24 protein-coding genes and 1 riboswitch are annotated in these 26270 nt (G+C 69.1%); of the genes, 11 read left to right on the top strand and 13 right to left on the bottom strand.

All coding sequences use genetic code 11. The features are described 5' to 3' along the window. Nucleotides 1-21: 21 nt before the first annotated feature. Nucleotides 22-1302: an ABC transporter substrate-binding protein gene (locus N2M23_RS05785; RefSeq protein ID WP_265443984.1), complete on the top strand. Its 1281-nt coding sequence runs from the start codon at nt 22-24 to the stop codon at nt 1300-1302. A gap of 10 nt (nt 1303-1312) precedes the next feature. Here the strand turns inward: N2M23_RS05785 and N2M23_RS05780 are convergent, their stop codons facing one another. Further along, entirely contained in the window at nt 1313-2260 is a 948-nt protein-coding gene (locus tag N2M23_RS05780) for a M20/M25/M40 family metallo-hydrolase (protein ID WP_265443983.1), read from the bottom strand. A gap of 216 nt (nt 2261-2476) precedes the next feature. On the opposite strand from N2M23_RS05780, the gene N2M23_RS05775 reads away from it, so the two are divergent. Beyond that, the gene (locus N2M23_RS05775) at nt 2477-3850 is read left to right on the top strand and encodes a peptidase C39 family protein (protein ID WP_265443982.1); all 1374 of its coding nucleotides are present in this window, start codon (nt 2477-2479) and stop codon (nt 3848-3850) included. Between the two features lie 9 nt (nt 3851-3859). On the opposite strand, the gene N2M23_RS05770 is transcribed toward N2M23_RS05775, so the two are convergent. The 3 genes from N2M23_RS05770 to N2M23_RS05760 form a co-directional block, all read right to left on the bottom strand. Further along, the gene (locus tag N2M23_RS05770; protein ID WP_265443981.1) at nt 3860-4558 is read right to left on the bottom strand and encodes an energy-coupling factor transporter transmembrane component T; all 699 of its coding nucleotides are present in this window, start codon (nt 4556-4558) and stop codon (nt 3860-3862) included. Next, complete coding sequence (locus tag N2M23_RS05765; RefSeq protein ID WP_265443979.1) at nt 4555-5988, bottom strand: ABC transporter ATP-binding protein; 1434 nt, start codon at nt 5986-5988, stop codon at nt 4555-4557. Before N2M23_RS05765 ends, N2M23_RS05770 begins: the two co-directional genes overlap by 4 nt. Continuing rightward, entirely contained in the window at nt 5985-6620 is a 636-nt protein-coding gene (locus tag N2M23_RS05760) for an ECF transporter S component (protein ID WP_265443977.1), read from the bottom strand. The genes N2M23_RS05765 and N2M23_RS05760 overlap by 4 nt, the downstream gene beginning before the upstream one ends. Further along, nucleotides 6610-6712, bottom strand: a riboswitch (TPP riboswitch). (Overlaps the previous gene by 11 nt.) A 150-nt stretch (nt 6713-6862) precedes the next feature. On the opposite strand from N2M23_RS05760, the gene dxs reads away from it, so the two are divergent. After that, a complete protein-coding gene (gene dxs / locus N2M23_RS05755) occupies nt 6863-8737 on the top strand; it encodes a 1-deoxy-D-xylulose-5-phosphate synthase (RefSeq protein ID WP_265443975.1) in 1875 nt (624 codons plus the stop codon). Next, entirely contained in the window at nt 8734-9714 is a 981-nt protein-coding gene (locus N2M23_RS05750; RefSeq protein WP_265443973.1) for a phosphotransferase, read from the top strand. The genes dxs and N2M23_RS05750 overlap by 4 nt, the downstream gene beginning before the upstream one ends. Here N2M23_RS05750 and N2M23_RS05745 read toward each other — a convergent pair. Next, nucleotides 9707-10990 (bottom strand): DUF1479 domain-containing protein, encoded by a 1284-nt coding sequence (locus N2M23_RS05745; protein WP_265443972.1) that lies wholly within the window; start codon nt 10988-10990, stop codon nt 9707-9709. The genes N2M23_RS05750 and N2M23_RS05745 overlap by 8 nt on opposite strands. 86 nt (nt 10991-11076) lie before the next feature. On the opposite strand from N2M23_RS05745, the gene N2M23_RS05740 reads away from it, so the two are divergent. Continuing rightward, complete coding sequence (locus N2M23_RS05740) at nt 11077-12168, top strand: ROK family transcriptional regulator (RefSeq protein ID WP_265443971.1); 1092 nt, start codon at nt 11077-11079, stop codon at nt 12166-12168. A 238-nt stretch (nt 12169-12406) separates the two neighbouring features. Next, the gene (locus N2M23_RS05735) at nt 12407-12592 is read left to right on the top strand and encodes a hypothetical protein (RefSeq protein WP_265443970.1); all 186 of its coding nucleotides are present in this window, start codon (nt 12407-12409) and stop codon (nt 12590-12592) included. Nucleotides 12593-12598: 6 nt separating this feature from the next. Here N2M23_RS05735 and N2M23_RS05730 read toward each other — a convergent pair whose 3' ends face one another. After that, nucleotides 12599-12976 carry a MerR family transcriptional regulator gene (locus tag N2M23_RS05730; RefSeq protein ID WP_265443969.1) on the bottom strand — a complete coding sequence of 126 codons (378 nt, stop codon included), beginning with the start codon at nt 12974-12976 and terminating at the stop codon, nt 12599-12601. Between the two features lie 54 nt (nt 12977-13030). Here N2M23_RS05730 and N2M23_RS05725 point away from each other — a divergent pair, with 54 nt between their 5' ends. After that, nucleotides 13031-13900, top strand: a complete 870-nt coding sequence (locus tag N2M23_RS05725) for an alpha/beta fold hydrolase (protein WP_265443967.1) — start codon at nt 13031-13033, stop codon at nt 13898-13900. A 109-nt stretch (nt 13901-14009) separates the two neighbouring features. Beyond that, entirely contained in the window at nt 14010-15335 is a 1326-nt protein-coding gene (locus tag N2M23_RS05720) for an HNH endonuclease (protein WP_265443965.1), read from the top strand. On the opposite strand, the gene N2M23_RS05715 is transcribed toward N2M23_RS05720, so the two are convergent. Further along, nucleotides 15284-15556 carry an SDR family oxidoreductase gene (locus tag N2M23_RS05715; protein WP_279671914.1) on the bottom strand — a complete coding sequence of 91 codons (273 nt, stop codon included), beginning with the start codon at nt 15554-15556 and terminating at the stop codon, nt 15284-15286. The two genes, N2M23_RS05720 and N2M23_RS05715, sit on opposite strands and share 52 nt — an antisense overlap. Before the next feature lie 103 nt (nt 15557-15659). Between N2M23_RS05715 and N2M23_RS05710 the strand changes: the two genes are divergently transcribed. Together N2M23_RS05710 and N2M23_RS05705 are read left to right on the top strand one after the other, a co-directional pair. After that, entirely contained in the window at nt 15660-16136 is a 477-nt protein-coding gene (locus N2M23_RS05710; protein ID WP_265443963.1) for a hypothetical protein, read from the top strand. Between the two features lie 111 nt (nt 16137-16247). Beyond that, nucleotides 16248-17624, top strand: coding sequence for a DEAD/DEAH box helicase (locus N2M23_RS05705; RefSeq protein ID WP_265443962.1), 1377 nt, complete (start codon nt 16248-16250; stop codon nt 17622-17624). A gap of 2 nt (nt 17625-17626) precedes the next feature. On the opposite strand, the gene N2M23_RS05700 is transcribed toward N2M23_RS05705, so the two are convergent. From N2M23_RS05700 to N2M23_RS05675, 6 genes are all read right to left on the bottom strand, one after another. Then, entirely contained in the window at nt 17627-18370 is a 744-nt protein-coding gene (locus N2M23_RS05700) for a glycerophosphodiester phosphodiesterase family protein (protein WP_265443961.1), read from the bottom strand. A gap of 22 nt (nt 18371-18392) precedes the next feature. Next, on the bottom strand, nt 18393-19922 hold the full coding sequence (locus tag N2M23_RS05695) for a helix-turn-helix domain-containing protein (RefSeq protein WP_265443960.1): 1530 nt from the start codon (nt 19920-19922) through the stop codon (nt 18393-18395). 136 nt (nt 19923-20058) lie between these two features. After that, nucleotides 20059-22173: a 3-hydroxyacyl-CoA dehydrogenase NAD-binding domain-containing protein gene (locus tag N2M23_RS05690; protein ID WP_265443959.1), complete on the bottom strand. Its 2115-nt coding sequence runs from the start codon at nt 22171-22173 to the stop codon at nt 20059-20061. After that, nucleotides 22173-23408, bottom strand: a complete 1236-nt coding sequence (locus N2M23_RS05685; RefSeq protein ID WP_265443957.1) for a thiolase family protein — start codon at nt 23406-23408, stop codon at nt 22173-22175. The genes N2M23_RS05690 and N2M23_RS05685 overlap by 1 nt, the downstream gene beginning before the upstream one ends. A gap of 51 nt (nt 23409-23459) precedes the next feature. Beyond that, the gene (locus N2M23_RS05680; protein WP_265443956.1) at nt 23460-24743 is read right to left on the bottom strand and encodes an HRDC domain-containing protein; all 1284 of its coding nucleotides are present in this window, start codon (nt 24741-24743) and stop codon (nt 23460-23462) included. Further along, the gene (locus N2M23_RS05675) at nt 24740-25327 is read right to left on the bottom strand and encodes a DUF3000 domain-containing protein (RefSeq protein WP_265443954.1); all 588 of its coding nucleotides are present in this window, start codon (nt 25325-25327) and stop codon (nt 24740-24742) included. Before N2M23_RS05675 ends, N2M23_RS05680 begins: the two co-directional genes overlap by 4 nt. Nucleotides 25328-25428: 101 nt before the next feature. Here N2M23_RS05675 and N2M23_RS05670 point away from each other — a divergent pair, with 101 nt between their 5' ends. Beyond that, on the top strand, nt 25429-26268 hold the full coding sequence (locus N2M23_RS05670; RefSeq protein WP_265443952.1) for a DMT family transporter: 840 nt from the start codon (nt 25429-25431) through the stop codon (nt 26266-26268). The last annotated feature ends 2 nt before the right edge of the window (nt 26269-26270 follow it).

The following is a 26270-nucleotide window of genomic DNA, read 5'->3' as shown; positions in this document are numbered from 1 at the left end:
CTCCAGGAAAGGACTGCGAACATGCGGCTGAAGCGACTGACCACCACTGGACTGGTCACCACCTGCGCGATCGGGCTCGCGCTCAGCGGCTGCAGCGTGAAGGACCCGGAGGCCGGCGGCATCGGCGGTGGGGGCGGTGGCGCCCGCGGCATCAAAACCGACGTCGGCGTCACTGCCGACACCATCACGCTCGGCGCGATGACCGACGAGTCCGGTGTCTTCAAGGTGCTCGGCCTCGGCATCACCCAGGGCAATCAGATGTGGGCCGCCGACGTGAACAAGTCCGGTGGCATCTGCGGTCGCAAGATCAAGATCGTGCCGGCCGACACCGGGTATAGCGCGGAGAAGGCCGTGCCGCTCTACAACCAGCTCAAGGGGCAGGCGCTCGGGCTGGTCCAGCTGATCGGCTCGCCGATCCTCGCGGCGCTCAAGAAGCCGATGGTCAACGACAAGATGGCGGCCATTCCGTCGTCGTGGGCGTCGACCAACCTCGACGTGCCCAACGTCGTGATGGTCGGGCCGACGTACGACGTCGAGATGATCAACGGGCTGAGCTATCTGCAGTCGCAGGGCAAGATCAAGAACGGCGACACGATCGGTCACATCTACGTCGACTCCGAATACGGCAAGAACGGTCTGCTCGGCTCGAAGTACTACGCCAGCAAGCACAAGATGAATGTCGTGCAGGCGCCGGTGAGTTCGACCGCCAGCGACCTGACCTCGGCCGTCACCAAGCTGAAGGGTGCCGGCGCGAAGGCGGTGCTGCTGACCACCACGCCGGCGCAGACCGCCTCGGCGGTCGGTGTCGCCAAAGCGCAGGGTTTGACCGTGCCGTTCTACGGCAGCGGCCCGACCTACACGCCGCAGTTGCTCGACACCCCGGCCGGATCTGCTTTGCTGTCAGGGCAATTCCTCACCGACGCCCTGATGGTGCCGTGGAACAGCACAGTGCCGCAGGCAGCCTCGATCCGATCGCAGTGGACCAAGGCCAACCCGAAGGGCGAGCCGACGTTCGGCCCGATCCAGGGTTACGTGTTCGGGCTGGTGTGGGGTCAGATCCTCCTGCAGGCGTGCTCCGACGGCGACCTGACCCGGGCCGGAGTGCTCAAGGCGGTGCAGAAGGTCTCGGTCGACACCCGCAACCTCACCGCTTCGCTGGACTTCACCTACCCGGGCCAGCCGTCCACGCGGGCGCAGTTCCTGATGAAGCCGGCACGGGTGCCGGGCGGACTCGACCTGGTGCAGCCGCAGGCGTACGTCTCGCAGGAGGCGCTCAGCTACAAGACGCCGTTCCAGAAGTAGCCGCGTCGGCTCACGCGGCGCTGAAATCCTTCGCGCCGTAGTCGGTGATGAGCGACGTGATCAGCTGCGTGTTGAGCTTGAGCGTCTCCGGGGAGATGTTGTCCTTGGTGTCGCACGCCTGGTGATAGCACGGGTCGAACGGTGCGCCGGCGGTGCCGCCCCACTTCTGGGCCTGCGCCTCGGTCTTGTTGCCGAGGTAACCGCTGATGATGCCGGTCGTCGTCAGGCCCTTGGTGTAGAACGGCCCGTGGTCACTTTGAACTCCGAGGAAGGCTTGCTCGGTCTGGATGCCGCGGTCGGCATACCACTTGCTGATGTCGGCGTTGATCTGCTCACCGTTCTTGTTGTCCTCGTAGACGTAGTAGCCGGGGTTGGGCGCGGCGATGCCGTCGAAGTTGAGGTAGCCCTTGAAGGTCGCCCGGTCGGCGGCGGACATGGTGTCGACGTAGTAATTCGACCCCTTCATGCCGCGCTCCTCACCGCCCCAGAAGGCGAGTCGGATCGTGTTGCGAGGCTGTGCGTCCGCGGTCGCGGCAGCCGCCGCGAGCAGCCCGGCGACGCCGGTGGCGTTGTCGCTCATGCCCGGACCCTCCGGGACCGAGTCGTAGTGGCCGCCGAGCATGACGACATCGCCGGTGGTGCCTTTGCGCTCGGCAAAGATGTTCTCCTCGGTGCCGGACAGGAAGGGGAACGACTGTGTCGACACCTCCCAGCCCGCGTCGGAGAGTTGCTGCTTGATGTACGCCGCGGTCGCGCGCGACCCCGGCGAGAGCGCGGCCCGGTTGCCGCCGTTGTCGTCGGCGATCTGCTGCAGCGCGGCGATGTGCTGCATCGGGTCGACGGTCGGGGTGCCGGCCGGGGTGCCGGTCGCCGGGGCGGAGAACGCCGCGGGTACGGCGAGACCGACGGCGGTGGTGGTGGCAGCGGTGACAACAGCGAGGCGGGCTGGACGACGCATGGGAGAGCTTTCTTCCGGGTAGGGAGGTGGCCTGACGTGACGGAGGTTACGTTTCGGTCAGGCGTCCAACCAAGAGTCATCGGATCAATTCTGGGTGGAAGAACAGCCAGCAGAATGCCGGGGCCGGGGAAATCTTTGTCGTTCTTTGACCCAGGACGGTTGTCATTTCCGAGAGGGTGAGGGCGAGCGACCACCGTCGATCAGAGGAGTCGAGAAATGTCCGAGCGTTCGCTGCAGGCCGTATGTCGTAACATCGCACTCAGCCGACGGCAGTTGTTGGGAGGCAGTGTGGCGGCGGGGGGAGCATTGCTGTTCGGTGCAAGCAGCGCGGATGCCGAGGGAAGGTCGCGTCGCTCGCGGCCGGGGCGTCATACCAAGGTCGCTGCGGGATCGCCGCGCCACATCCGGCTGCACCGATTTGCCGGGAGCGGCTGCTGGGCCTCCGGCACTCGGGATGGCGTCACGGTGGGCTCTGCCGGGCTGCGCATCGGCACCCCGACCGGGACCATCGAGTATGCCGATCCGGTGCCGGCCGGATCGCCGAAACGCACCTACGACGTCGCGAGCTGGGTCTCGCCGATGCAACGCAGCGGGTTCGCGCTCACCGAGCTGATCGCGTCGTGGAACGTCGACACCCCGAACGGCACCTGGGTGCAGATCGACGTGCGTGGCCGCGCCGAGAACGGCACCCAGACCGGCTGGTTCGTGCTCGGTCGCTGGTGCCGTAACGACCCCGACCAGGGCGGTGCCATCCGGCGGACCTCGGTCGACGGGCAGGGCACCGACTACGCGACGGTCTGGACCGACACGCTGCACCTGCTGAACAACCACACGCTGACCGAGTTCCAGTTGCGGGTGCAGCTGATGCGCGCCCAGGGGTCGAGCGTGACTCCGACAGTGCGCTCGCTCAGCGCGATGGTCTCTGCGCTGCCCGACGATGCGACGGTGCCGGTGAGTGAATTCACCCTGGGGCGCGAGCGGATCCTCGACGTGCCGACGTACTCGCAGGAGGTGCACGCCGGTCACTACCCGCAGTGGTCGGGCGGCGGGGAGGCCTGGTGCTCGCCGACCTCGTCGTCCATGGTGCTCGCGTCCTTTGGGCTCGGCCCGAGCAAGTCCGACCTGTCTTGGGTGCAACCGCCGGTCGACGGACAGGTCGACTATGCGGCGCGCAACACCTTCGACTACACGTATGACGGGTGCGGCAACTGGCCGTTCAACACCGCGTACACCGGCAGCTACGGCCTGTCGACGTTCGTCACCCGGCTGCGCAGCCTCACCGAGGCGGAGGCGTTCATCGCGGCCGGGATTCCGGTCATCACCGCGGTTTCGTTCGACGAGAGCGAGCTGGACGGTGCCGGCTACTCCACGGCCGGCCACCTGATGGTGCTCGTCGGGTTCGCCGCGAACGGCGATCCGGTGATGAACGACCCGGCGTCCCACCTGAAGCCGGACGACGCCCAGGTGCGAGTGACCTACAAGCGGGCGCAGTTCGAGAACGCCTGGCTCCCGAGCAGCGGCGGCACGGTCTACATCAACCACCCGGCGAGCGTGCGACTGCCCAAGGCGCCCTGGGAAGCCAACTGGTGACGTTGTCGGTCAGCTGAGCGCGAGCGTCAGCGGCAGGGCCACGGTGACTGCCGCACCGATGACGGCCGCGATCGTGTCGAGCCGACGCCACGGTGCCGGCTCGGCCCAGGTGCGGCGTGTCGCCGCGGCGAAGCCGCGCGCGTCCATCGCCATCGACAGTTGGGTGCCGCCGCGCAGCGCGGCGACGAGCAACGCGAAAGTCATGCTCGCGGCCCACGGGATCCGGGCCAGCGGGTTGCGACCCGGCCCGGTGCCACGTGCCCGGCGGGTGCGGTCGAGCTGGTCCCAGACCTGACCGAGGGAGGTGAAACGGGTGAGTGCCGCCGTTGTCGCAGCGACGAATCTGCCTGGCAGTCTTACCCGTTGAGCGAGCTGGTCGCCCAGTTGCGTCGGGTCGACCCATGCCGTCAGCAAGGCACCCGGGGTGGCCAGCACGAGCACCCGGAGCGCGGCTATGCCGGCGTTGTCGGCCTGATTGCCGCCGAGCAGCCAGGTCGACCAGAGCACCGACACCGCGGCGAACGCGACGAAACCCAACCGCCAGAGGACCCCCTTGGTCCACGGCACGAAGACCCCCGCCAACACCGCGTATGACGCAAGCACGATCAGCGCGTGCGGCGTCGTCCGCACCAGGAGTGACCCAAAGACCGGCAGCAACCCCAGCACGAATAGCACGAGCGGATTGGCCTGTGGCAGAAGCCGTTTCACGCTGCGGCCTGTCTGCGAGCCACGGCGATCTCGGTGTCGGCCAGCGCGATCAGATCGGTGTCGTGGGTGGCGACCGCCACCGTCGCCCCGGCCGCCGCCGCGGCAGCACACCAGCCGGCGACCGCGGCCCAGGTCTGCCGATCCTGCCCGACCGTCGGCTCGTCGAGGAACATCGCGGCCGGACGGTGGGCGAGCGCGGCGACCAGGGCGACTCGGCGTTGCTCGCCGCCGGACAGTTGGTAGGGGTTCGCGCCCCCGAGGTCCGACAGGCCGATGAGCTCCAGCAGTGCGTCGACGTCGACACGTCGCCCGAGTTTGCCTGCGGTGAGCGAGATTTCGTCGCGGACGGTGCGCGCGAGGAAGCCGTGCTCAGGGTTCTGCGGCGCCCATCCTGACGCCGCCGCCAGTTGGCGGGAGCGACGTCGCGAGAACGGTGGTTGGGCTCCGGTGATCGTGCCTGCGCTCAACGGTTGCAACCCGGCAAGGGCGGCCAGCAGCGTCGACTTCCCGGCTCCGGACGGTCCCGTGAGGGCGGTGATCGCGCCGGCCGCGAGCCGGGCGGAGGTGTGCTCGAGTGCGCGGGTGCGCACCGTGCCACGCAGCGTCCGCAGCTCCAGGTCGACGGTGATCGAGTCCGCGTCGAGATCGGCGCCGGGGGAGTCGGCTGCGACGAGTTCGGCAGGCACGTCGAGGGGAGCCGGGGCTACGGCACCCGGCATCCACACGCCGGCACGCAGCATGCGCTCGTGCTCGGTGCGGACGAACGCATCCGAAGTGGTGTCCGCGATCACCGCGCCGCGCTCGAGCACGACGACGCGGTCGACGTGCGGCAGCCAGGGACCGATGCGGTGCTCGACCACGAGCATTGCGGCGCCTGTGGATTCGGCGGCGCGCACGATGGCTTCCCGCACGGTGGTGGCGGTCTCGTCGTCGAGCATGCTGGTCGGCTCGTCGAGCAACAGCAGACCGGGCCGCACGGCGAGCACACCGGCCAGCGCGAGTCGCTGCAGCTCACCCCCGGAGAGGGCGGCCGTCGACCGGGCGGTCGGGTAACGCAGCCCGACCGCGTCGAGGCACTCGTGCACCCGCGACCAGATCTGCTCGCGGGGGAGCGAGAGGTTCTCCGGGCCGAAGGCGACCTCGCGGCCGATGGTCGCGGCCACCAGGGAGTCCGCCGGGTTCTGCAGCAACAGACCCGCAGGGCCGTCCACCTCGACCCGGCCCGACAGGTCGCCTGCGACGGTCGTGCCCAGCGCCCCGGCGAAAGCGCGCAACACCGTCGATTTGCCGGCGCCGCTGCCGCCGGCGAGCAGCACGCGTTCGCCCGGAGCGACCGTCAGGTCGAGGTCGGCGATGACCTGCTGTTTGCGGCCGAGCGGCCGCCAGCCGAACCCTTGCAGACGTGCGATCGGTGGCGCAGCCCCCGTCATACCGAACGACGGTCGTGGAACTCCCGGCCCGGGCCGAACGCGTCGAGCGCGCCGGTCGAGGCGAGTGCGCGCACCAGCAGCCAGCCGCCGATGCCCGCGACGACCGCGCCGGACACCGCGAAGAAGCCGAGGTAGGCCAGCTTGTAGTTGAACGTCCAGTAGTCGTAGTAGGACTGCCACTCGTAGAGCACGACCTCGAATGCCGCGGCGAGCGTGCCGGCAGCGGCGGCGATCGTCGGTCCGAAGCGGCGGTAGGCGAAGACCAGGAAGACCAGCTCGGCGCCGATGCCCTGCAGGAAGCCCGACACCATCACACCACCGCCCCACTGACTGGTCAGCAGGTATTCGACATTGGCGCCGATGAGCTCGGTGACGAGGGCTGCCCCGGGACGCCGTACGACGAGCCCGCCCACGACCCCGCCGAGCAGCCAGGGGCCGGACAGCAGGCCGGCGGACGGGGGAAACCCGAACGCCGACAACGTGCTGAGACCGGCGAACGCCTTGCCCCAACCCCAGAAGGCGACGCCGATCGCCACGCCGAGCGTGACCACGGTGACGATGTCGATGGTGCGGTAGGCCAGCAGTGATCGCAGGCCGGACCGGCCGGTCTCGGGCGCGCTGACAGTAGCCATGGTGACTCCCTTCGCCGGTGCTAACCGGAGCAGGTTCGAGGGTCTGCGGCGAACCGCACTCTCAGCGCCGAAGCGCTCCCCTGTCTGTGCAAGATGTGTTTTGCCAATCTAGCAGCGGGTAGTTCCTGCCGGCGGACACGGGCAACCTCCCGCGCCCGCCGTGCGTCTTCCTTGAGCCGGTCGGAAGGCCGCGTAGACTCGACCGACGCTTTAGTTCGTGACCGAAAGGGCCAGGAAGACCAGTGGGACTGCTCGACTCGATTTCGTCACCCCGTGACCTGCGGCGTCTCTCGGCCGATCAGCTGGAGGAGCTGGCCGGTGAGATCCGTGACTTCCTGGTCGAGTCGGTGTCCCGCACCGGCGGTCACCTCGGTCCCAACCTCGGGGTGGTCGAGCTGACGATCGCACTGCACCGCGTCTTCGACTCCCCGCGCGAGAGCATCGTCTTCGACACCGGTCACCAGTCCTACGTGCACAAGCTGCTCACCGGACGACACGACTTCTCCAAGCTGAAGAAGAAGGACGGGCTGTCCGGTTACCCGTCGCGAGCCGAGTCCGACCACGACGTCGTGGAGAGCTCGCACGCGTCGTCGTCGCTGTCCTGGGCGGAGGGCATCGCCAAGGCGCGGGTGATCGCGGGCGAGCCGCAGCGTCATACGGTCGCGGTGATCGGCGACGGCGCATTGACCGGTGGTATGGCGTGGGAGGCGCTCAACAACATTGCGGTCGAGCGGGATCTGCCGCTCGTCATCGTGGTCAACGACAACGAGCGCAGCTACGCCCCGACGATCGGTGGCCTGGCCGACCACCTGGCGGCGCTGCGCACCACCCGCAGCTACGAGCGGATGCTCGACTGGGGCAAGCACGCGCTGCAGGGCACCCCGGTCGTCGGCGAGCTCGTCTACGACACGATGCACGGGGTCAAGAAGGGCATCAAGGACATCGTGGCCCCGCAGCAGGGGATGTTCGAAGACCTCGGCATCAAGTACCTCGGCCCGGTCGACGGGCACGACGAGCCCGCTGTCGAGCAGGCGCTGCGCCGGGCGCGGGCCTATGGCGGTCCGTGCATCGTGCACGTGATCACCCAGAAGGGCCGGGGCTATCAGCCGGCACTCGACGACACCGCCGACCACATGCACGGCATCGGCAAGATCAACCCCGAAACCGGTTTGCCTTTCGAGGTTTCCGGTCGCATCTGGACCGACGAGTTCAACGACGAGCTGGTCCGGCTCGGTGCCGAACGGCCGGACCTGGTGGCGATCACCGCCGCGATGATGATCCCGGTCGGGCTCGACGGATTCGCCGCTGCCTACCCGGACCGGGTGATCGACGTCGGCATCGCCGAACAGCACGCGGTGACGATGGCTTCCGGGCTCGCCTATGGCGGGATGCACCCGGTCGTCGCCATTTACGCGACCTTCCTCAACCGAGCGTTCGATCAGATGTTGATGGATGCAGCACTGCACAAGGCGGGCGTCACGTTCGTGCTCGACCGGGCCGGCATCACCGGCTCCGACGGGCCGTCGCACAACGGCATGTGGGACATGTCGATCTGCTCGATCGTGCCGGGGCTGCGTCTGGCCGCGCCCCGCGATGGTGATCAGGTCAAGACGCAACTTCGCGAGGCCGTCCTGGTGGACGACGCGCCGTCGGTGCTGCGCTTTCCCAAGGGCGACGTGGCCGACCCGATCGAGGCGGTCCGCACCGAGGGCAGCCTCGACGTGCTGCACGACGCCGACGACCCTGACGTGCTTGTCGTGGGGGTCGGCGCGATGTGCCCGACCGCGTTGCAGGTTGCCGAAAAGCTTGCGGCCCAAGGTCATTCGACGATGGTGGTCGACCCGCGGTGGGTCCTTCCGGTCTCGCCCGACCTGGTGCGTCTGGCCGGCACCGTGCGCCACGTCGTCGTCATCGAGGACAATCTGGTGACGTCCGGGATCGGAGCTGCAGTCGGCCATGCGCTGCAGCAAGCACGGGTCGCCGCGCGGCTGCACACGTTCGGTGTGCCGAAGGTGTTCCCCGACCATGCGTCGCGCGGTCAGGTGCTCGAGGCGATCGGGCTGACCCCCGACGTCGTCGGCACCGAGCTCATCGCGCGCCTGACCGCCGCCGAGTGACCACGGGCGAGCAGCCCACCTCGCAGCTGTGGCAGTCGGATGCGTGGCGCCGCGAGGCGACTCGGTGGATTGACGAGGCCCTTGAGCGACGCGGTGTCGTGCGGGTGCCGGTCACACCTCGGCAGCCGAGGGTGCGGGCCTGGTCAACGCAATTGGTGGTCGACACCACCGACGGGCGTCGCATGTGGTTCAAGGCGTCGTCGCCGAGCACATCGCCGGAGCCCGCGATCTACCGATCGTTGGCGGCGGTCGCGCCGGACCGTGTCCCGGAGATGTGGGCCGGTGACGACGAGCACGGCTGGCTGCTGATGGCGGATCAGGGGCCGCTCCTGCGTGAGGTCGCCGACGGTGACTCGATCGTCGGGCTCTGGTCCGGGGCGCTGCGGCGTTATGCGCGGTTGCAGCGGGCCACCGTCGAGGTCGTCGACACCCTCGTCGACGCCGGCGTACCCCATTGGCAGCCGGACGATCTGGTGTCGTGGTGGATGACCGGGCGGGGCGCCGGCCACCGCGAGACGGAGCGACCGTTGCGGGAGGCCGCTGCCCGGCTGTCGTCCGTCGGGCTGCCGTCGACGATCGAGCACAACGACCTGCACGCCGGCAACGTCTTCTGCGCCGACGGCTCGGCCGGTGCCATCCACGACTCCCGGTTCTTCGACTGGGGTGACGCGTATGTCGGAAACCCGTTGGGATCACTGCTGATTGCGCTTGCCGGCCCGGCATACCACTTTGGCATGCCGGCCGACCCCGAGCGCGACGGTCGGCTGGTGCGGGCCTATCTGTCGGTATGGGCGGATCTGGTGCCGAGCAGCCGGCTGCAGGCCGTGCTGCCAGATGCACTGCTGATCGCGCGGCTGGCGCGGGTGCGCGCCATGGAGCGGGCGCTGGAGCGCGCGACGTCGGCGGAGCGGGCCGAGTGGACGCCGCGGGTGATCGACACGACGGTGCGCGACATCGTGCGGGAGACGACTAGCTGAGGCCCATGCCGCGACGCCCGGTCTCGTTGAGCTCACTCTCGGTGAAGCGGCCCTCCCAGTCGCGTTCGTAGTGCTCGGCGGGGAAATCGGCGGGACTGTCGCCGGAACGGAACGCCTCGCGGACCGAGGCTGCGTAACGCGCGTTCTTGGGGCACCACGGCGCGGCCGGGATATACATGACGTTTCCCCAACCCTGTTGATCCACAACAGAATCCACGCCGTGCACCAGGTCGCAGTGCCACCACACGGAGTCGCCCGCCTGCACGTCGGGTATGCCGCAGGTCGCTTCCATCAGCAACGGGTGCCACTTCCAGTTGACCGGGAACGCGCGGCCGATGTCGACTCCGCACATCTCCTCGCCCGGCACGTCGTCCAGCAGCGGCCGCAGCATGAGGTAGGCCATCGCCTCCGGGATCGGGACCGCGTGCAACACGCCCTGGTCGTGCGCCATGTCCGACAGCGCGGTCCAGCCCTGGAAGGTGCGGAAGGCCGAGCACATGGTGCTGCCCGGGTATTGCGCGCCGTCGGTGCGGTGGGCCGCGTCCCACGGGTCGTAGCTCTCGACGTCGCCGTCGAAGAGGTGCCGGAAGGCCTGCTGATAGCTCTGGGTCATCCAGAGGTCGAGAGTGCCGGGGTCGAGGTGGGTGCCGAGGCCCGCGGAGTCCGCGCCCGGCGGCCGGCGGCGAATGCGGTCCGGGTAGAGGCTGTCGCGGTCGGGGTCGAACCACGTGCGCCCCTCGGAGTCGTGCTTCCAGACGCTGTTGAGGAAGGCCTGCACGGTGGCCATCCGGTCGCTCTGCCGGGCTTCCATCTGCGGGTGTGACCAGTAGATGGGGTAGATCTCGGGGGCGGAGTCGACGCTGTCGAAGAAGTCGTCGCCCGGGCCGCGGTAGTGCTCGAAGAACTCGTTGCGCTCGACGTAGTCGACGATCTGGGCGTCCCAGGCGAGTGCCTGCTCGCGCGGGAAGTGACCGCGTATGACGGCGCACCCGCGCCGGCGGACCTGGTCGCGTAGTCCGTCGAGGTCCTTGCCGTCCGCGATCTGGTCGAATTCGATGATCGGCCAGGGGTTTTCGCCTCTGTCGCGCAGCTCGTGCAGCTCGGCGACTCGCGCCTCGACGGTTCGCTCGATGACCTCGAACACTTCCTCCGGAGTGCGCCCCGATGCCTCGATCCGGCGACGGAGGGCGTGCTTGACGTGTCGGACGGCACCGGCCAGATCGGCGGGCGGCTCCTCCCAGTGCGGCAGGGCAGGCTGCGAAGTTGTCGAGGTCATGCGTCGTGTCCTTTGTTAGGTGCCCTTACAAAAAGCTAAGATAGGCGTGCTGGACCGGACCCCGCAAGCCGATGAAGGGATGCCCCGTGGTGGCGACTGCCGGACGAGACGTGGTGCGCGCGCTCACCGACGAGCGTGTCGTGACTGCGTTGATCGATCGCGGCGCGCAGTCGCGCGCCGACCTTGCGGCGGCTGCCGACGTCTCGCGGCCCACCTCGTCGGAGAGTGTGCGGCGGCTGGTCGAGCTCGGGGTGGCGCGTGAGACGACGCAGGCGCGGCAGGGTGCGGGCCGGGCCGGCAACCTGGTCGACCTCGGCCCGGCGGTCGGCACGGCGCTCAGCGTGGTGGTCGCTCCCGACGGCGTGACCACCGAGGTGCTGGACGTGCGTGGCCAGGTGGTGGCCGCACGGCGGATCAACCTGCGTGGCACGGCGATGCGGCCGAGTGCTGCCGTGCGGCGGGCCCTGCGTGGGCAGGGCGGCGGTCCCTATGTCGCCGCGACGGTGAGTGTGGCCGATCCCGTCGATCGCACGACGGGACGTGCGGTGGAGCTCGCGGATGCGCCCTTCCTCACCGGGTCGCTCGACCCGCGCAAGCTGCTTGCGGGCCTGGTGACCGGCCCCATCGAGGTCGACAACGACGTCAACTGGGCGGCCCGTGCCGAGCTGGCCGCGGGTGCGCCCGACGATTTCGCCTACCTCCACCTCGGCGAGGGCCTCGGTGGCGCGATCGTCAGCGACGGCGCGATCGTGCACGGCGGCCGCGGGCTGGTCGGAGAGGTTGCGCACATCGTCGTGGCGGGTCCGCGGGGCAAGGCGATGCCGCTCACCGAGGTGTTTGCCAAACTTGGTCTGCGTCAACATGATTCGACGGCCGTTGACGTCTCTGCGGTGCTGCGCCTGCTCGATCGTGACCCGGGCCGGGTGGTGCGGGCGCTCGCCGGCGTGGTTGCCGGAGTCGTTGCCTTCGCGGACCCGAGCGAGCTGGTGATCGGCGGCCCGTGGGCTGTGCCGGTGGTGGCGCCGCTGCGGGCGGAACTCTCGTCATACCCGAGGGAGGTGGTGGTGCGCGAGGCGCGGGTGCCCGACGACGCACCATCGCGCGGGGTGCGCGACGGTGCGATCGCGTTGCTGCGAGAGCGTGTGCTGGAGCAGGTGCGTGGCACGCTGGGGCCATGAGCAGGACTGATGTGTCGACGGTCGCCTTCCCGCCCGGTGACCTGCCATCGGGGCGGGTGGCGAAACGGGCGCTCTTCCTGCCCGGGCGCGCTTATCCGGTCGACGCGCCACTGCTCTTCTGGACGGCGTCCGCGCTGGTCCGCGACGGGTGGACCGTGCGGGGCGGTGCGCTGGCAGCCCCCGGAGGACGCCGATACTTACGGATCCCGCTGTCGCGCAGGCGCTTTCGTCATACCCGGTGGAGCAGCTGGTGGTCGGCGGCTCCGCGGACTCGCTGTGGCCGGCGGGCACCACCGTCGCCGGCCAGACGATGTATGTCGAGGGCGCCGACCACGTGATGCACCGCGGCGGGCTCCGCGAGTCGGCCGGGTTGCACGTCGACGTCGCCGAGCGGGTGGTGGAGTTTGCGAAGCAGTTGGGCTGACGGAGCTTACGTGCTCGCTGCGTCTTCGGCATACGCGCTGCAGGCGGGGCAGCGGGTGAGGAGGTCATGCCGGCAGTCGATGACGTGCGTCAAAAACTGTTCGGTGCGCTCGAGTGCGATCCGCTGTTGCCGGACGCGACGCAGTTGGTGGGTGATGGCGGTGGCGCGGCCGGGCGCACCTCGGTGCAGGACCTTCCGGATCTCGGCAAGGCTCATCCCGATTCCCTGACAAGCCTGCAGGATTCGCAGACGGTAGAGATGCTCCTCGGTATAGATGCGGTGCCCCGAAGTGCTGCGACCGGCGACGACGACGCCCATGTCGTCCCAGTGCCGCAGCACGTGGATCGGTACGTCGAGACGCTGCGCAACTTCCCCGATCTTCATGAGTGCATTGTGCATCTTGACCTCAGGTCGACCTCAGGTTCTAGCGTCCAAGCCATGGAAACGTCCCTCCCCGCCCTCCCGGATCGCGAGCTGTTGCTCATCGACGGCGTGAGCATTGCGACCTACCTCCTCGAGCCGGAGGGAGCGGCTTCCCGCGGCGACGTCGTGATCTGCCATGGCACCCCGTGGTCTGCGCGCATCTGGGCGGGGCTTGCGTCATACCTGAGTCGGAACTATCGGGTGTTGCTCTGGGACATGCCCGGATATGGCCGTTCGACAATGGATTCCGCGGTCTCGGTCGACCTGGCGTCGCAGATGCGCCGGCTCGCGACGTTGGTTGAGGTATGGCGTCTCGATCGCCCGCACGTTGTGGCGCACGACATCGGGGGAGCGGTCGCGCTGGGTGCGCACCTGCTGCACGGAAGCGCTTTTCGCTCGCTCCACTTCTGGGACATCGTGACGCTCGATCCATGGGGCTCACCGTTCTTTCGGCTGGTTGCCGAGCACCCGGAGGTTTTCGTTCAACTGCCCGAGGCTCTCCATGCTGCCCTGGTGAGGGAGTACATCTCCGGTGCGGCGGCCAAGCGGCTCTTGCCGGCGTGGCTGGAGGCGTTGGCTGAGCCATGGCTCGGCCAGGTCGGTCAACCGGCGTTCTATCGGCAGATCGCCGCGCTCAGTGCGGAGCACACCCGGCCCGTCGCTGAGCGGTTGGCTGAGGTGGGGTGTCCCGTGCGGATCGGTTGGGGTCGGCAAGATCCGTGGATCCCGCTTGATCAGGCCTATCGGCTGCAGGGTCTGCTGCCGCGGGGTGTGGATGTGGTGGAGGTGCCGGATGCCGGGCATCTCGTCCCGATCGAAGCACCGCAGGAGGTCGAGCGTGCGGTAGCGAACTGGCTCCTCGGTGGCGCGTCCAGGGCGTCCTGAATCTGCCCGGATGTTGTCCACATCCCCGGCGGGGCGCTGGGCGGATGTGGATAACTTGAGTTCGCGAAAAGTGTTGGAAGACAGGGAAATTGGGCGTATAGTCGAACACATGAGCGATGCGCTGGTGGCTGCGGACATGGGATCAATTCCGATCCCGACGGAAGACCTGCGTCGTGTCATCGCCAGTCTGCCGGCAGTGGAGACGACGTCGGATCCGCAGGATTGTCTCGCGCTGATCCGGACGCTCGAAGAGCTCAAGAATGTCGCGTCGACGGTGCAGGCATCGCTGACGGTGAACGTGCACGATGCCCAGCTCGAGCGGGATCGGGCTCGCGGGCTGTCCGCGGCGGACTCCGCGCGGGTGACAGGGCAGCAGATCGCGTTCGCACGGCGCCAGTCCCCGCACCGCGGATCCCGGCTGCTTGGTCTTGCGCGCGCGATCACGCACGAGCTTCCGGCCACGCGGGGCGCGATGCGGCGGGGTTTGGTCGGCGAACACCAGGCGTTCATCGTCTGCCGCGAGACCTCGCATCTGCGCCGAGATCACCGCCAGCAGGTGGATCGGCACGTTGCGAAACACCTGGGCCGGGTGTCCGACCGCCGGCTCGAGCAGTTGGCGCGCGCCCGCGCCTACGAACTGGATCCGGGCGGGGCGGTGACTCGCCGGGCCAACGCGGAGCACGACCGATACGTCAGCCTCCGCCCCGCACCCGACTGCATGACCCTCCTGACCGCGCTGCTCCCGGTGAAGGACGGCGTCGGCTGTTATGCAGCCCTGAAACAGGCTGCGGATGCGGCGCGCCCTGAGGGTGACGAGCGAGGACGTGGCCAGGTGATGGCCGACACCCTCGTGGAGCGTGTCACCGGCCGCGCGCCGGCCGACGGCGTCGACGTGCAGGTCAAACTGCTGGTGCCGCTGGCGACCCTGATCGGGGCAAGCCCGGACGCGGCCGTCCTGGACGGTTTCGGCCCGATCCCGGCCGACCTCGCCCGAGAGATCGTCGCCCATCCCGACGGCGAGCGGTCCCGGTGCTTCCTCCGGCGCATGTTCACGGCGCCCGGCACAGGTGAGCTGGTCGCCATGGAGTCGCCTGCCCGGGTCTTTCCGAAGCTCCTCGCCGAGCTGATCGCCGCGCGCGACCAGCTGTGCCGAACACCGTTCTGCGGAGCGCCGATTCGGCATACCGACCACATTCTCCGACACGTCGACGGTGGCGTCACGAGCTACGACAACGGGCAGGGCCTCTGCGAACGCTGCAACTACGTCAAGGAGCACCCGGACCTGCGGGTCACCGGCGATGCCACGCGGACGATGGCGAGCACGGCCGGCTTCGACATCGAGTCGCGACCGCCGCCGTTGCCAGGTCGGCCGGTTTCGCCGATTCAGCCGAACGGACCTCGCACACTAGCTCCACCGTCGATGGTGAGTGCCTGACCGGTGATGTATGACGCCGCGTCCGAGGCGAGGTAGGCAACACACTCAGCGACCTCGCTGGCGCGGGCGAGGCGCCCCAGCGGTATCTCGTCGGTCTCAGGCTCGGTGTTGCCGCTCGCTGTCGTCGCGACGGCTCCGGCAGCCACGACATTCATCCGGATGCGGTCCCGGGAGTATTCGGCGGCCACCGTTTTGGCCAGGCTGATGAGGCCGGCCTTCATCACGCCGTACGAGGTTCAGTTCGTAGACGGTGTCCCAGTCCTCGTCGCAAGGCGGAAAACTCTTCGGCCATCACCGAACCGACCCGGACCTACCGTCAACGGCATGGAAATCGATGAGACTCGGACCGACGACCCGGGCGCGGCCGTTGAGCGCGCCACAGCCCGCGTGCTGGAGCTCGCGCGCACCTGGATCGCCTGGGACGGCACTCCGCGAATGGCCGAGGACGGCGCCCGGATTTTCACACCGCACAAGGCAATTCGCCGCTACGGCGACCACCTGGTCGACCACCTGGCTCAGGTGGAGGCTCTGCTCGCGGGAGTGCCGACCCGCCCGAACGGCTGGTACGAAAGCGCGATCACGACCACGGCCGACCTCGCCCGGTTCACCGAGGTCGACCTGGTCGAGGCGACCGAGCGACTCACTCGGTTGTCACGCACCTTCCGACTCCGGCTGCTCACGGCGGGGCCGGGGGAGTGGGATCGGCCGCGCGGCGCCGACTGGACGCTCCGCGAGATCGCCGACCACGTCGCGGACCCCTGGTATGCCGAGCAGGTCGGCGACCTCGTAGACTGTGATTAATCGACTCGTCACAGTCCCCGCCGCGAGTTGGTGCGCATGTCGAGCTTGCTCCATGCCCAGCCCACAATCTGGCTGATCGGCGGGGCGACCGACCAAGAATGTAGCTTTTTCATGAACTCTTTCGCCGAGCTCGGCGTGCCCGCACGCCTGGCCGAAATCCTTGCGGCACAAGGGATTACCAACCCGACGCCGATCCAGGCAGCAACGCTGCCCGACTCCCTCGACGGGCGCGACGTGCTCGGCCGCGGGCGCACCGGCAGCGGCAAGACCTACGCCTTCGCGCTGCCCGTCGTCGCACGCCTCCAGGCGCAGCGCACCAAGCGCACGCCGGGCCGCCCCCGCGCACTCATCCTCGCGCCGACCCGTGAGCTGGTCACCCAGATCCAGGCCGCGATCACCCCGTTCGCCGACGCCGCACAACTCAACGTGCTCACCGTCTTCGGCGGGGTCGGACAGAACCCGCAGGTGCGCGGTCTGCGCGCCGGCGTCGACATCCTCATCGCCTGCCCGGGCCGGCTGGAAGACCTGATCGCCCAGGGACACTGCTCACTGGACGCGGTCGAGATCACGGTGCTCGACGAGGCCGACCACATGGCCGACCTCGGCTTCCTGCCGGGTGTACGCCGGTTGCTCAAGCAGACTCCGCGCGACGCTCAGCGGCTGCTCTTCTCCGCCACGCTCGACAAGGCGATCGACGTCCTGGTGCGGGAGTTCCTGCGCAAACCCGTGACACACGAGGCGGATTCGCCCCAATCGCCGGTCGCCAAGATGCGCCACCACGTGCTGCACATCGACCGCGAGCTGCGCATCCCCGTCGTCGCCGACCTTGCGTCGGCGCCCGGTCGCACCGTCGTCTTCACCCGCACCAAGTACGGCGCCAAGGCCCTCGCCCGGCAACTCAACAAACGCGGGGTGCCCGCCGTCGAACTGCACGGCAACCTTGGTCAGGGCGCCCGCACCCGCAACCTCGACGCCTTCCACTCCGGTGCCGCCTCGACGCTGGTCGCCACGGACGTCGCCGCCCGCGGCATCCACGTCGACGACGTCGCGCTCGTCGTGCACGCCGACCCGCCGGCCGAGCACAAGGCCTACCTGCACCGCTCCGGTCGCACCGCCCGAGCCGGCGCCGAAGGCACCGTGGTGACCCTGATGACCGACGACCAGCGCGGCGACGTGCGCAGCCTCACCAAGGCCGCCGGCATCAACCCCACGACCACCAAGGTCGCGGCGACCGACCACCCGGTGCTGCGCGAACTCGCGCCGGGGGAGCGGCAGCTCGTCGAGGGTGGCTTCGTCGTGCCAGGTCAGGCGCCGGCCAAGCCGAAGGCGGGCGGGGGAAACGCCAAGCGCCAGAACGGTGCTGGCCGCCCGCAGCGCAACCGCAACAACGGTAGGTCTCCCAAGGGCGGCGGTGCCGGCGGCAAGTCACGCTCGCGCGGCGCCGGCGGACACTCCGCGGCCGCGTTCAGCTCACGCCGCGGTCGCTGACCTCAGTCCCACTGACCTCGTTGCTGCAGCACGTTTTTCAGCGTGTCGGCGCGATCTGTGATGAGCCCGTCGACGCCGAGGTCGAGCAACCGGTGCATGTCGTCGGGCTCGTCGATCGTCCAGACGTGCACCTGCGTGCCGTCCGCGTGAGCCCGCCGCACCATCCGAGCGGTGACCACCGGCACCGGCCCGGCGCCCTGCGGCACCTGCAGACAGTCGATCCCCGCCAGGGAGTTCATCCCCAGCACGAATCGGGTGATCACCGACTGTCCGCCGGAGGTCGCGACCGGCTTGGACAGCCGGCGCAGCACGGCACGACGCCGCTTGTCCGAGAACGACGCCACGCACACCCGGTCGTGCGCACTGTGCCGCTCGATCGCGTCGGCCAAGGGAGCTACGGCACCGGCTGACTTGCAGTCGATGTTGACCCGCAAGTCCGGCCAGGAGTCCAACACCGCATCGAGCGTCGGAATCTCGTGCGTGCCAGCGATTTTCGCCTGTCGCACGGTCGACCACGGCAACTGGGATATCTCGCCCGAGCTGTCGGTTACGCGGTCCAGCTTGTCGTCGTGGAAGGCGAGCAGCACTCCGTCGGACGTGGCGTGGACGTCGGTCTCGACATACGAAAAGCCGAGATCGACGGCTGCGCCGAACGCCGCCAGCGAGTTCTCCGGCGCACCGCGGCCGGTGAAGCCGCGGTGCGCCATGGCGATCACGCCGAGGTGATCGAGGTACGGAGTGATCACGCGCGGAATCGAGCCATCAAACTCAGATGTCCCGGAAGGTCTGGATGTTGGCACCCAGCTTGTTGAGACGGGTGTCGAGCTGCTCGTAACCGCGGTCGATCACGTAGATGTTGCGCAGGACCGAGACCCCGGGAGCCGCGAGCATCGCCAGCAGGATGACCACGGCCGGCCGCAGCGCGGGCGGCGACATGACCTCCGCCGACCGCCAACGGGTCGGGCCTTCGATCAGCACCCGGTGCGGGTCCATCAGCTGCACCCGCACACCGAGCGGGGTGAGCTCGGTCAGGTAGATCGCGCGGTTCTCGTAGACCCAGTCGTGCAGCGTGGTCGCGCCGTTGGCGTACGCCGCGATCACCGCGAAGAACGGCAGGTTGTCGATGTTGAGGCCTGGGAACGGCATCGGGTGGATCTTGTCCTTCGGCGCCTCCAGCGGACCGGGCTGCGTGGTCAGGTCCACCAGCCGGGTCTTGCCGTTGTCCGAGACGTACTCCTCGCCGAGGCTGTACTTCATCCCCATGCCCTCGAGCAGGGTCAGCTCGATCTCCATGAATTCGATCGGCACCCGGCGGATGGTGATCTCCGACTCCGTCACGACCGCGGCCGCGAGCAGTGTCATCGCCTCGATCGGGTCCTCGGACGGGTGGTACTCGACGTCCTTGTCGATCTCCGGCACACCGTGCACTCGCAGCGTGGTGGTGCCGATGCCCTCGATGCGCACGCCGAACTTCTCCAGCATGAAGCAGAGGTCCTGCACCATGTAGTTGGGGCTGGCGTTGCGGATGACGGTCTCCCCGTCATACAAAGCCGCTGCGAACAAAGCGTTTTCGGTGACGGTGTCGCCGCGCTCGGTGAGGATGATCGGCTTGCGCGGACGCACCGACGAGTCCACCTTCGCCTCGTAGTAGCCGTGCGAGGCCACCACGTCGAGCCCGAACGCCTGCAATGCGTGCAGGTGCGGCTCCACGGTGCGCGAGCCGAGGTCGCAGCCGCCCGCGTTGGGCAGCTTGAACCGGTCGAACTGGTGCAGCAACGGCCCGAGGAACATCAGGATCGTGCGGGTACGACGCGCCGCTGTCTCGTCCATCGCGTCCAGGTCGAACTGTGCCGGCGGCACGATCTCCAGATCACTGCTGTCCGGCAGCCACCGGGTTTTCACCCCGATCGAGGTCAGCACCTCGGTGATGCGGTTGACCTCCTCGATGCGGGCCAGGTTGCGCAGGGTGGTCTTGCCCTTGTTGAGCAGGGCGGCACACAGGCACGCGACCGCGGCGTTCTTGGAGGTGCGCACATCGATCTCGCCGGACAGCTTGCGGCCGCCCTCGATGCGCAGGTTGAGCGGGGTCGACGAGGCGACCGCCACGACCTCGGTGTCGAGCGCCTCGCTGATGCGGGCCAGCGTCTCGAGACTGAGGTTCTGTTTGCCCTGCTCGATGCGCGCCACGGCGCTCTGTGAGGTCTGCAGTGCCTCGGCCAACTCGCTCTGGGTGAGCTTCTTGTGTCGTCGCGCATCGCGGATCAGCGTGCCGACGCGGACCAGGTAGTCATCGGTCATGTCGAGAAGTGTAAACCACATATGAGATTGAGATGGCCCTGCGACATGGGTCGAATGTCACAGGGCCGTCTCGAAATATCTCGCTAGTCGCCCCGGGGTATTTTCCGCGGGCGTTCGGCGGAGTGTATGACGGGGCTCACGCCTCCGGCACGCTCGCCACGCCGATCGGCAGGAATCGTGACCCGGTGACCTTCTCGGCGATCCCGGTGCGGTCCAGCAGCGGGGTCACGCCGCCGTTCCAGAACGGGAAGCCGGCTCCGGTGATCATCGCCAGGTCGATGTCCTGCGGTGCCTGCACCACACCTTCGTCGAGCATGCGGCGCACCTCGTCGGCCAGTGCCTCCAGCGCCCGCTCGCGCACCTGCTCGGCGGTGAGCACGACCGGGTCCGCCGGTGCCTCAAAGAGCTCCAGCACCTTGGGGTCCAGCTTGCCGTCGCTGCCGTAGAAGCTGGGCAGCTTGGCCTCGACGACCTTCGCCAGGTTGGGCGACGCAGCGAACCGGTCGGGGAACGCCGCGGCCAGCGTCTCGCTGTTGTGCAGCGCGATCGCCGGGCCGACCAGGCTGATGAGCATGAACGGCGGCATCGGGGTGAGCCCCGCGAACGCCTGCTCCACGACCTCGATCGGCGTGCCCTCGTCGACGATGCGCCCCGACTCGCCCATGAAGCGGCCGAGCAGCCGGTTGACCACGAAGGACGGGCTGTTCTTGACCAGGATGCTGGTCTTGCCGAGGCTGCGCGAAGTGGCGAAAGCCGTTGCGAGAGTGGCGTCGTCGGTCGCGTCGCCGCGGATGATCTCCAGCAGCGGCATGACCGCGACCGGGTTGAAGAAGTGGAAACCGACGACCCGCTCGGGGTGCAACAGGTCGGCCGCCATCTCGGTGATGTCCAGCGAGGACGTGTTGGTCGCAAGCACGCACTCGGCCGGCACCGCCGCCTCGACCTGCGCGAAGACCTGCTTCTTGACTGACATCTCCTCAAAGACCGCCTCGATCACGAAGTCGGCGTCCGAGAACGCGGTGAAGCCGTCCGCCGAGACCGACCCGGTGACCAGAGCCTTGAGTCGGTTGCTCGCGTCAGGGCTGAGCCGGCCCTTGCCGGCGAGCTTGTCGATCTCGTCGTGCACGTAGGCCACGCCCTTGTCGACCCGCTCCTGGTCGAGGTCGGTGAGGACCACCGGCACCTTCAGCTTGCGGGCGAAGAGCAACGCCATCTGGCTGGCCATCAGGCCGGCGCCGACGATGCCGACCTTGGTCACCTTGCGGGCCAGCGACTTGTCCGGTGCACCGGCCGGCCGCTTGGCGCGCTTTTGCACCAGGTCGAATGCGTAGAGGCCAGAACGCAGTTCGTCGCTCATGATCAGGTCGGCGAGCGCCTGGTTCTCGGCCTCGAACGCCTCTTCACGGCTCGCAGTGCGTGCCAGCCGCATCAGCTCGATCGCCTTGTATGCCGCAGGCGCCGCCTTACCGGTGCGCCCGTCCGCGTCCGCGGCCGCCTTGTCCAGCGGGCCCTCCCAGGCCGCCTCCGAGGTGTCCACGGTCGCGCGCTCGACCTGCTCGGTGCCGGCGATCACGCCCGCGGCGAAGGCGAGCGAGTCCTCGAGGAACGTCACCGGCTCGATCAGCCGGTCGGCGAGGCCCAGCTCAAAGGCGTTCTTGCCCTTGATCATCCGGTTCTGCGACAGCGGGTTGGTGACGATCAGCTGCGCGGCCTTCTCGGTGCCGATCAGGTGTGGCACCAGGTAGGTGCCTCCCCAGCCCGGCACCAGCCCGAGGAACACCTCCGGCGTGGCGTATGCCGGCACGTCCGAGGAGATTGTCCGGTAGTCGGCGTAAAGCGCGATCTCGACGCCGCCGCCCATGGACGCACCGTTGATGAACGCGAAGGTCGGCACCGGCAGAGCGCTGATCTTGCTGAACGTCTCGTGGCCGAGCCGGGCGATCTCCAGCGCCTGGTCGCGCGCGGTGATCGCGGGCACCGCGGTCAGGTCGGCGCCGACGGCGAAGATGAACGGCTTGCCGGTGATGCCGACGCCGGCGATCTCGCCGGCCGCGGCCCGCTTGGCCGCCGCATCGAGCGCGGCGCCGAGCTCGCGCAGGCCGGCGGCGCCGAACGAGTTGGGCTTGGTGTGGTCGAAGCCGTTGTCCAGGGTGATCAGCACGAAAGTGCCTGCGCCGCCGGGCAATTGGATGTCGTGGGCGCGGGCGTGGGTGACGACCTCGTCGACCTCGGGCAGTGTGGTGGTGGTCATCAGGCGGCCCCTTCCGTGTCGGCGCTGACACTGCTGACGTAGTCCTTGTGGTGCGGGTTCTCCCAGATGACCGCGCCCCCCATGCCGATGCCGATGCACATCGCGGTCAGGCCGTAACGCACCTCGGGGTGCTCGGCGAACTCGCGGGACAGCTGCGTCATCAGGCGCACGCCGGACGACGCGAGCGGGTGACCGGTCGCGATCGCCCCGCCATACGGGTTGACGCGCTCGTCGTCGTCGGCGATGCCGAAGTGGTCGAGGAAGGCGAGCACCTGCACGGCGAAGGCCTCGTTGAGCTCGAAGAGCCCGATGTCGTCGATGGTCAGGCCGGCGTTCGCCAGCGCCTTCTCGGTGGCCGGCACCGGACCGATGCCCATCACCTCGGGCTCGACCCCGACGAAGGCGTAATTGACCAGGCGCATCCCGACCGGCAGCCCGTGCTCGGTCGCTGCCTGCTCGGAGGCGAGCAGGCAGGCGGTCGCGCCGTCGTTGAGGCCCGCGGCATTGCCGGCGGTGACGTTGCCGTGCGGCCGGAACGGCGTCTTCAGCTGGGCGAGGTCGTCGACGGTGGTGCCGGGGCGCGGCGGCTCGTCGGTCGTCGCCAGGCCCCAGCCCAATTCGTCGTGCCGGGTCGCCACCGTGACCAGGTCGGGCTGGATCTTGCCCTCGTCATACGCCGTGGCCAGCTTGTCCTGGCTGGCGACGGCGAAGGCGTCGCAGCGCTCCTTGGTGATCTCCGGGAAGCGGTCGTGCAGGTTTTCGGCGGTCTCGCCCATCACCAGCGCGGACGGGTCGACCAGCTTCTCGGCGATGATCCGCGGGTTGGGGTCCACGCCCTCGCCCATCGGGTGCCGGCCCATGTGCTCGACGCCGCCGGCGATGCCGATGTCGTAGGAGCCGAAGGCGATGCTCGAGGCGGTGTTGGTCACCGCGGTCATCGCGCCCGCGCACATGCGGTCGATGGAGTAGCCCGGGGTCGACTTCGGCAGTCCGGCGAGCAGGCCCGCCACCCGGCCGAGGGTCAGGCCCTGGTCGCCGATCTGCGTGGTGGCCGCGATCGCGACCTCTTCGACCTTGGCCGGGTCGAGGTCGGGCTGACGGCGCAGGAGTTCACGAATGCATTTGATGACGAGGTCGTCGGCGCGGGTCTGGGCGTAGATGCCCTTGTCGCCGGCCTTGCCGAACGGCGTGCGGACGCCATCGACGAAAACGACCTCGGAGAGCGTGCGGGGCACGATGCCTCCCGAAGATGAGACGAGTTGACGCGCTCGACTCTAACCGCTTTGTTACTCGTCAGTAGCGGCGGGTTCGGTGGGCGCCTCGAGCAGCAGCGGGGTGACCAGGTCGACCTGCCACTGCCGCGCGCCGAGCTCGGCCAATCGATCGCGAATCACGTTGTCCACGAAGGGTTCCGGGGGAGTCCACAACACTCGCCGCAGCGTGTCCGGCGTGATGAGGTTCTCCAGCGGGACGTGTTGCTGCTCGGAATATTCGCTCAGCCGCTCCCGCACCCAGGCCAGCCGCGCCGCGGCCTCCGGGTTGCGATCCGCCCAGGCTCGCGGGGGTGGCGGCGCGTCATTGCGCACGGTGGCGGGCGGCAGCTTCTTGTCGGGCAGCGCGGCCACCGCGGCGATCGCGTCGAGCCAGTCTTGCTGATAGCGGGTCAGTCCGCGGTGCGCGATCCGGCCACGACTGCGACTGCGCGACGACGAGCGGGCTGAGGCACCGACTTCCTGCAGCTCCTCTGGCGTGGCCGGGGCCCGGTTGGCGAGCTCGACGATGATTGCGTCGGGCAGCACTCGGCCGGGTGCGGTGTCGAGGTCGCGGGCGATCCGGTCGCGAGTCAGCCACAGCTCGCGGACCCGCGCGATCGCCCGCTTGTTCTTGATTTTGTGCATGCCGGAGGTACGACGCCACGGCTCCGCACGCTGCGGCGGGCCGGTGAAGTGGGTCAGCGCCTCGAAGTCCTGCAGTGCCCACTCCAGCTTGCCCTGCTGCTCCAGGTCGGCCCGCAGCCGGTCACGCACCTCGACCAGCACCTCGACGTCCAAGGCGGCATACGTCAGCCACGGCTCGGGCAGCGGTCGCGTCGACCAGTCGACCGCGGAGTGTTCCTTGGCGAGCGTGATGCCGAGGTAGTGCTCGATCACCGCGGCGAGGCCGACCCGGGGAAGGCCGGCGAGGCGGGACCCCAGCTCGGTGTCGAACAACGCCTTCGGGTGCATGCCGACCTCGGCGAGGCACGGCAGGTCCTGGGTCGCTGCGTGCAGCACCCACTCGGCATCGCCGATCGCCTCCTGCATCGGCGAAAGATCAGGCAGCGCAATGGGATCGATCAGGAAGCTACCGGCACCCTCGCGGCGCAACTGCACCAGGTAGGCACGGTTGCCATACCGATATCCGGCAGCCCGCTCGGCATCGATCGCCACTGGCCCGGTGCCGGCGGCGACCGCGTCCGCGGCAGCCTGCAGGTCGCGCTCGTCGGTGAGGACGTCGGGGACGCCGTCGGCCGGCGCCGTGAGGACCGGGTATGCCGGAGCTTCGTCGCCTGTGTCGGGGCTCTCGCTCATCGCCGCTGGCCGGGCAGGGCGACCACGCCCTCCGGCAGCGGCGGCAGACCGGCAACGGTCGACAACAGCGAGGTCCACGCGGCCAGGTGGGTGCCGAGGTCGGGGCCCACCGGAGTCCAGGACGCCCGGATCTCCAGCTCGACGGTGGTCGCGTTGTCCGCGAGCGAGCCGAAGCCCTCGGAGACCACTCGGGTCACGGTGCCGGCCTCGGCACGGAACTCCGCGCCGCCGTCGCGCAGGCAGTCCACGAGCCAGCTCCAGCCGACCTCACCGAGCAGCGGGTCGGCCCCGGTCTCGGCCTCGAGCTCGGCGCGGGCGAAGGTGACCACCCGCCAGGCGCCCTCCCAGGGGTCCGGCAGTGCCGGGTCGTGCAGGACGACGAAGCGGCCGGTGGCGAGTTCGTCGTCGTCCTCGGCCGGCCCGCCGAGCACGTCGGCGGTCATGGCGACGGAGTATGGCGCGATGCGGCCAGGAGCCGGCGTCTCGGTCAGCCGCAACTCCGGACGCAGGCGCACAGCCTGCAGCGCCTCGACGGCGCGAGAGAAGTCGAGCGCGGCGTCCCCACCCAGGTTTCGTGTGCCCACAACGGCAAGCGTAGGTCGTACAAGCCTTCGATGGACGGACCTTTCGGCGCCCGGCGGGTCGCGTGCGACGATGCGGTCATGCGAGCGAGGGACACCACCTGATGGGCGTGGTTTTCGCCCTCGCGTCCAGCCTGGTGTGGGGCACGGCGGACTTCTTCGGCGGCCTGTTCACCAAACGCATCGCGGCCCTGCGGGTCGTGGTCCTCTCCCAGTGCGGCGGCCTGATCGCGATGTCGCTGCTGATGATCGTCGAGGTCGCGCGCAACGGCTGGTCCGGCGGCCCGTGGTGGCTGTGGGGCGGGCTGTCGGGACTGGTGGGCGGCCTCGGGCTCTGCTGCTTCTATGCGGCGCTGTCCAGCGGGGTGATGGGCGTCGTCTCGCCGATCGCCGCCCTCGGCGCGGTCGTTCCGGTGGCGCTCGGCCTGCTCACCGGCGACCGGCTCAGTCTCGTCGTCGGCGTCGGTCTGGCGCTCGCGCTCGCCGGCGCCGCCCTGGCGTCCGGGCCCGAGCTCTCCGGCGCGGCCAGTCGCCAGTCGGTGCTGCTCGCGCTCGCGGCCGCGCTCGGGCTGGGCCTGTCGCTGTACTTCCTGCACCAGGCGTCGGGCCACGGGGTCGTGCCCTCGCTGTGGGCGATGCGCGTCGCCAGCGTCAGCGAGCTCGCGCTGGTGTGGCGGTGCTGGCCCGGGGGAGTGCCCGGCGGCCGCGCGCAGGCCCGCGTCATACCTCTGCTGATGCTGGTGGGCTGTGGTGACCTCGCCGCGAACGGCCTCTTCGCGATCGCCTCGACACACGGCGCGGTGAGTGTGGTCAGCGTGCTCGGTTCGCTCTATCCGGTGACGACGCTGTTGCTCGCCGGGGTCTTCCTGCACGAGCGATTGCGTCCGGTGCAGCTGGTCGGCGTCGCGCTGGCGCTCCTCGGAGTGATCCTCGCCGTCTCGTGATC

This window comes from Flexivirga meconopsidis, from assembly GCF_026162425.1.
GTDB classification, from domain to species: Bacteria; Actinomycetota; Actinomycetes; order Actinomycetales; family Dermatophilaceae; genus Flexivirga; species Flexivirga meconopsidis.
This window is presented reverse-complemented; position numbering and strand designations above follow the sequence as displayed.

Excerpts from the sequence above, each read along its gene's own strand:
- N2M23_RS05785 (WP_265443984.1), top strand. The coding sequence starts at position 22 with ATGCGGCTGAAGCGACTGACCACCACTGGACTGGTCACCACCTGCGCG.
- N2M23_RS05780 (WP_265443983.1), bottom strand. The coding sequence starts at position 2,260 with ATGCGTCGTCCAGCCCGCCTCGCTGTTGTCACCGCTGCCACCACCACC.
- N2M23_RS05775 (WP_265443982.1), top strand. The coding sequence starts at position 2,477 with ATGTCCGAGCGTTCGCTGCAGGCCGTATGTCGTAACATCGCACTCAGC.
- N2M23_RS05765 (WP_265443979.1), bottom strand. The coding sequence starts at position 5,988 with ATGACGGGGGCTGCGCCACCGATCGCACGTCTGCAAGGGTTCGGCTGG.
- N2M23_RS05760 (WP_265443977.1), bottom strand. The coding sequence starts at position 6,620 with ATGGCTACTGTCAGCGCGCCCGAGACCGGCCGGTCCGGCCTGCGATCA.
- N2M23_RS05745 (WP_265443972.1), bottom strand. The coding sequence starts at position 10,990 with ATGACCTCGACAACTTCGCAGCCTGCCCTGCCGCACTGGGAGGAGCCG.
- N2M23_RS05730 (WP_265443969.1), bottom strand. The coding sequence starts at position 12,976 with ATGAAGATCGGGGAAGTTGCGCAGCGTCTCGACGTACCGATCCACGTG.
- N2M23_RS05725 (WP_265443967.1), top strand. The coding sequence starts at position 13,031 with ATGGAAACGTCCCTCCCCGCCCTCCCGGATCGCGAGCTGTTGCTCATC.
- N2M23_RS05720 (WP_265443965.1), top strand. The coding sequence starts at position 14,010 with ATGAGCGATGCGCTGGTGGCTGCGGACATGGGATCAATTCCGATCCCG.
- N2M23_RS05715 (WP_279671914.1), bottom strand. The coding sequence starts at position 15,556 with ATGAAGGCCGGCCTCATCAGCCTGGCCAAAACGGTGGCCGCCGAATAC.
- N2M23_RS05710 (WP_265443963.1), top strand. The coding sequence starts at position 15,660 with ATGGAAATCGATGAGACTCGGACCGACGACCCGGGCGCGGCCGTTGAG.
- N2M23_RS05705 (WP_265443962.1), top strand. The coding sequence starts at position 16,248 with ATGAACTCTTTCGCCGAGCTCGGCGTGCCCGCACGCCTGGCCGAAATC.
- N2M23_RS05695 (WP_265443960.1), bottom strand. The coding sequence starts at position 19,922 with ATGACCGATGACTACCTGGTCCGCGTCGGCACGCTGATCCGCGATGCG.
- N2M23_RS05690 (WP_265443959.1), bottom strand. The coding sequence starts at position 22,173 with ATGACCACCACCACACTGCCCGAGGTCGACGAGGTCGTCACCCACGCC.
- N2M23_RS05680 (WP_265443956.1), bottom strand. The coding sequence starts at position 24,743 with ATGAGCGAGAGCCCCGACACAGGCGACGAAGCTCCGGCATACCCGGTC.
- N2M23_RS05670 (WP_265443952.1), top strand. The coding sequence starts at position 25,429 with ATGGGCGTGGTTTTCGCCCTCGCGTCCAGCCTGGTGTGGGGCACGGCG.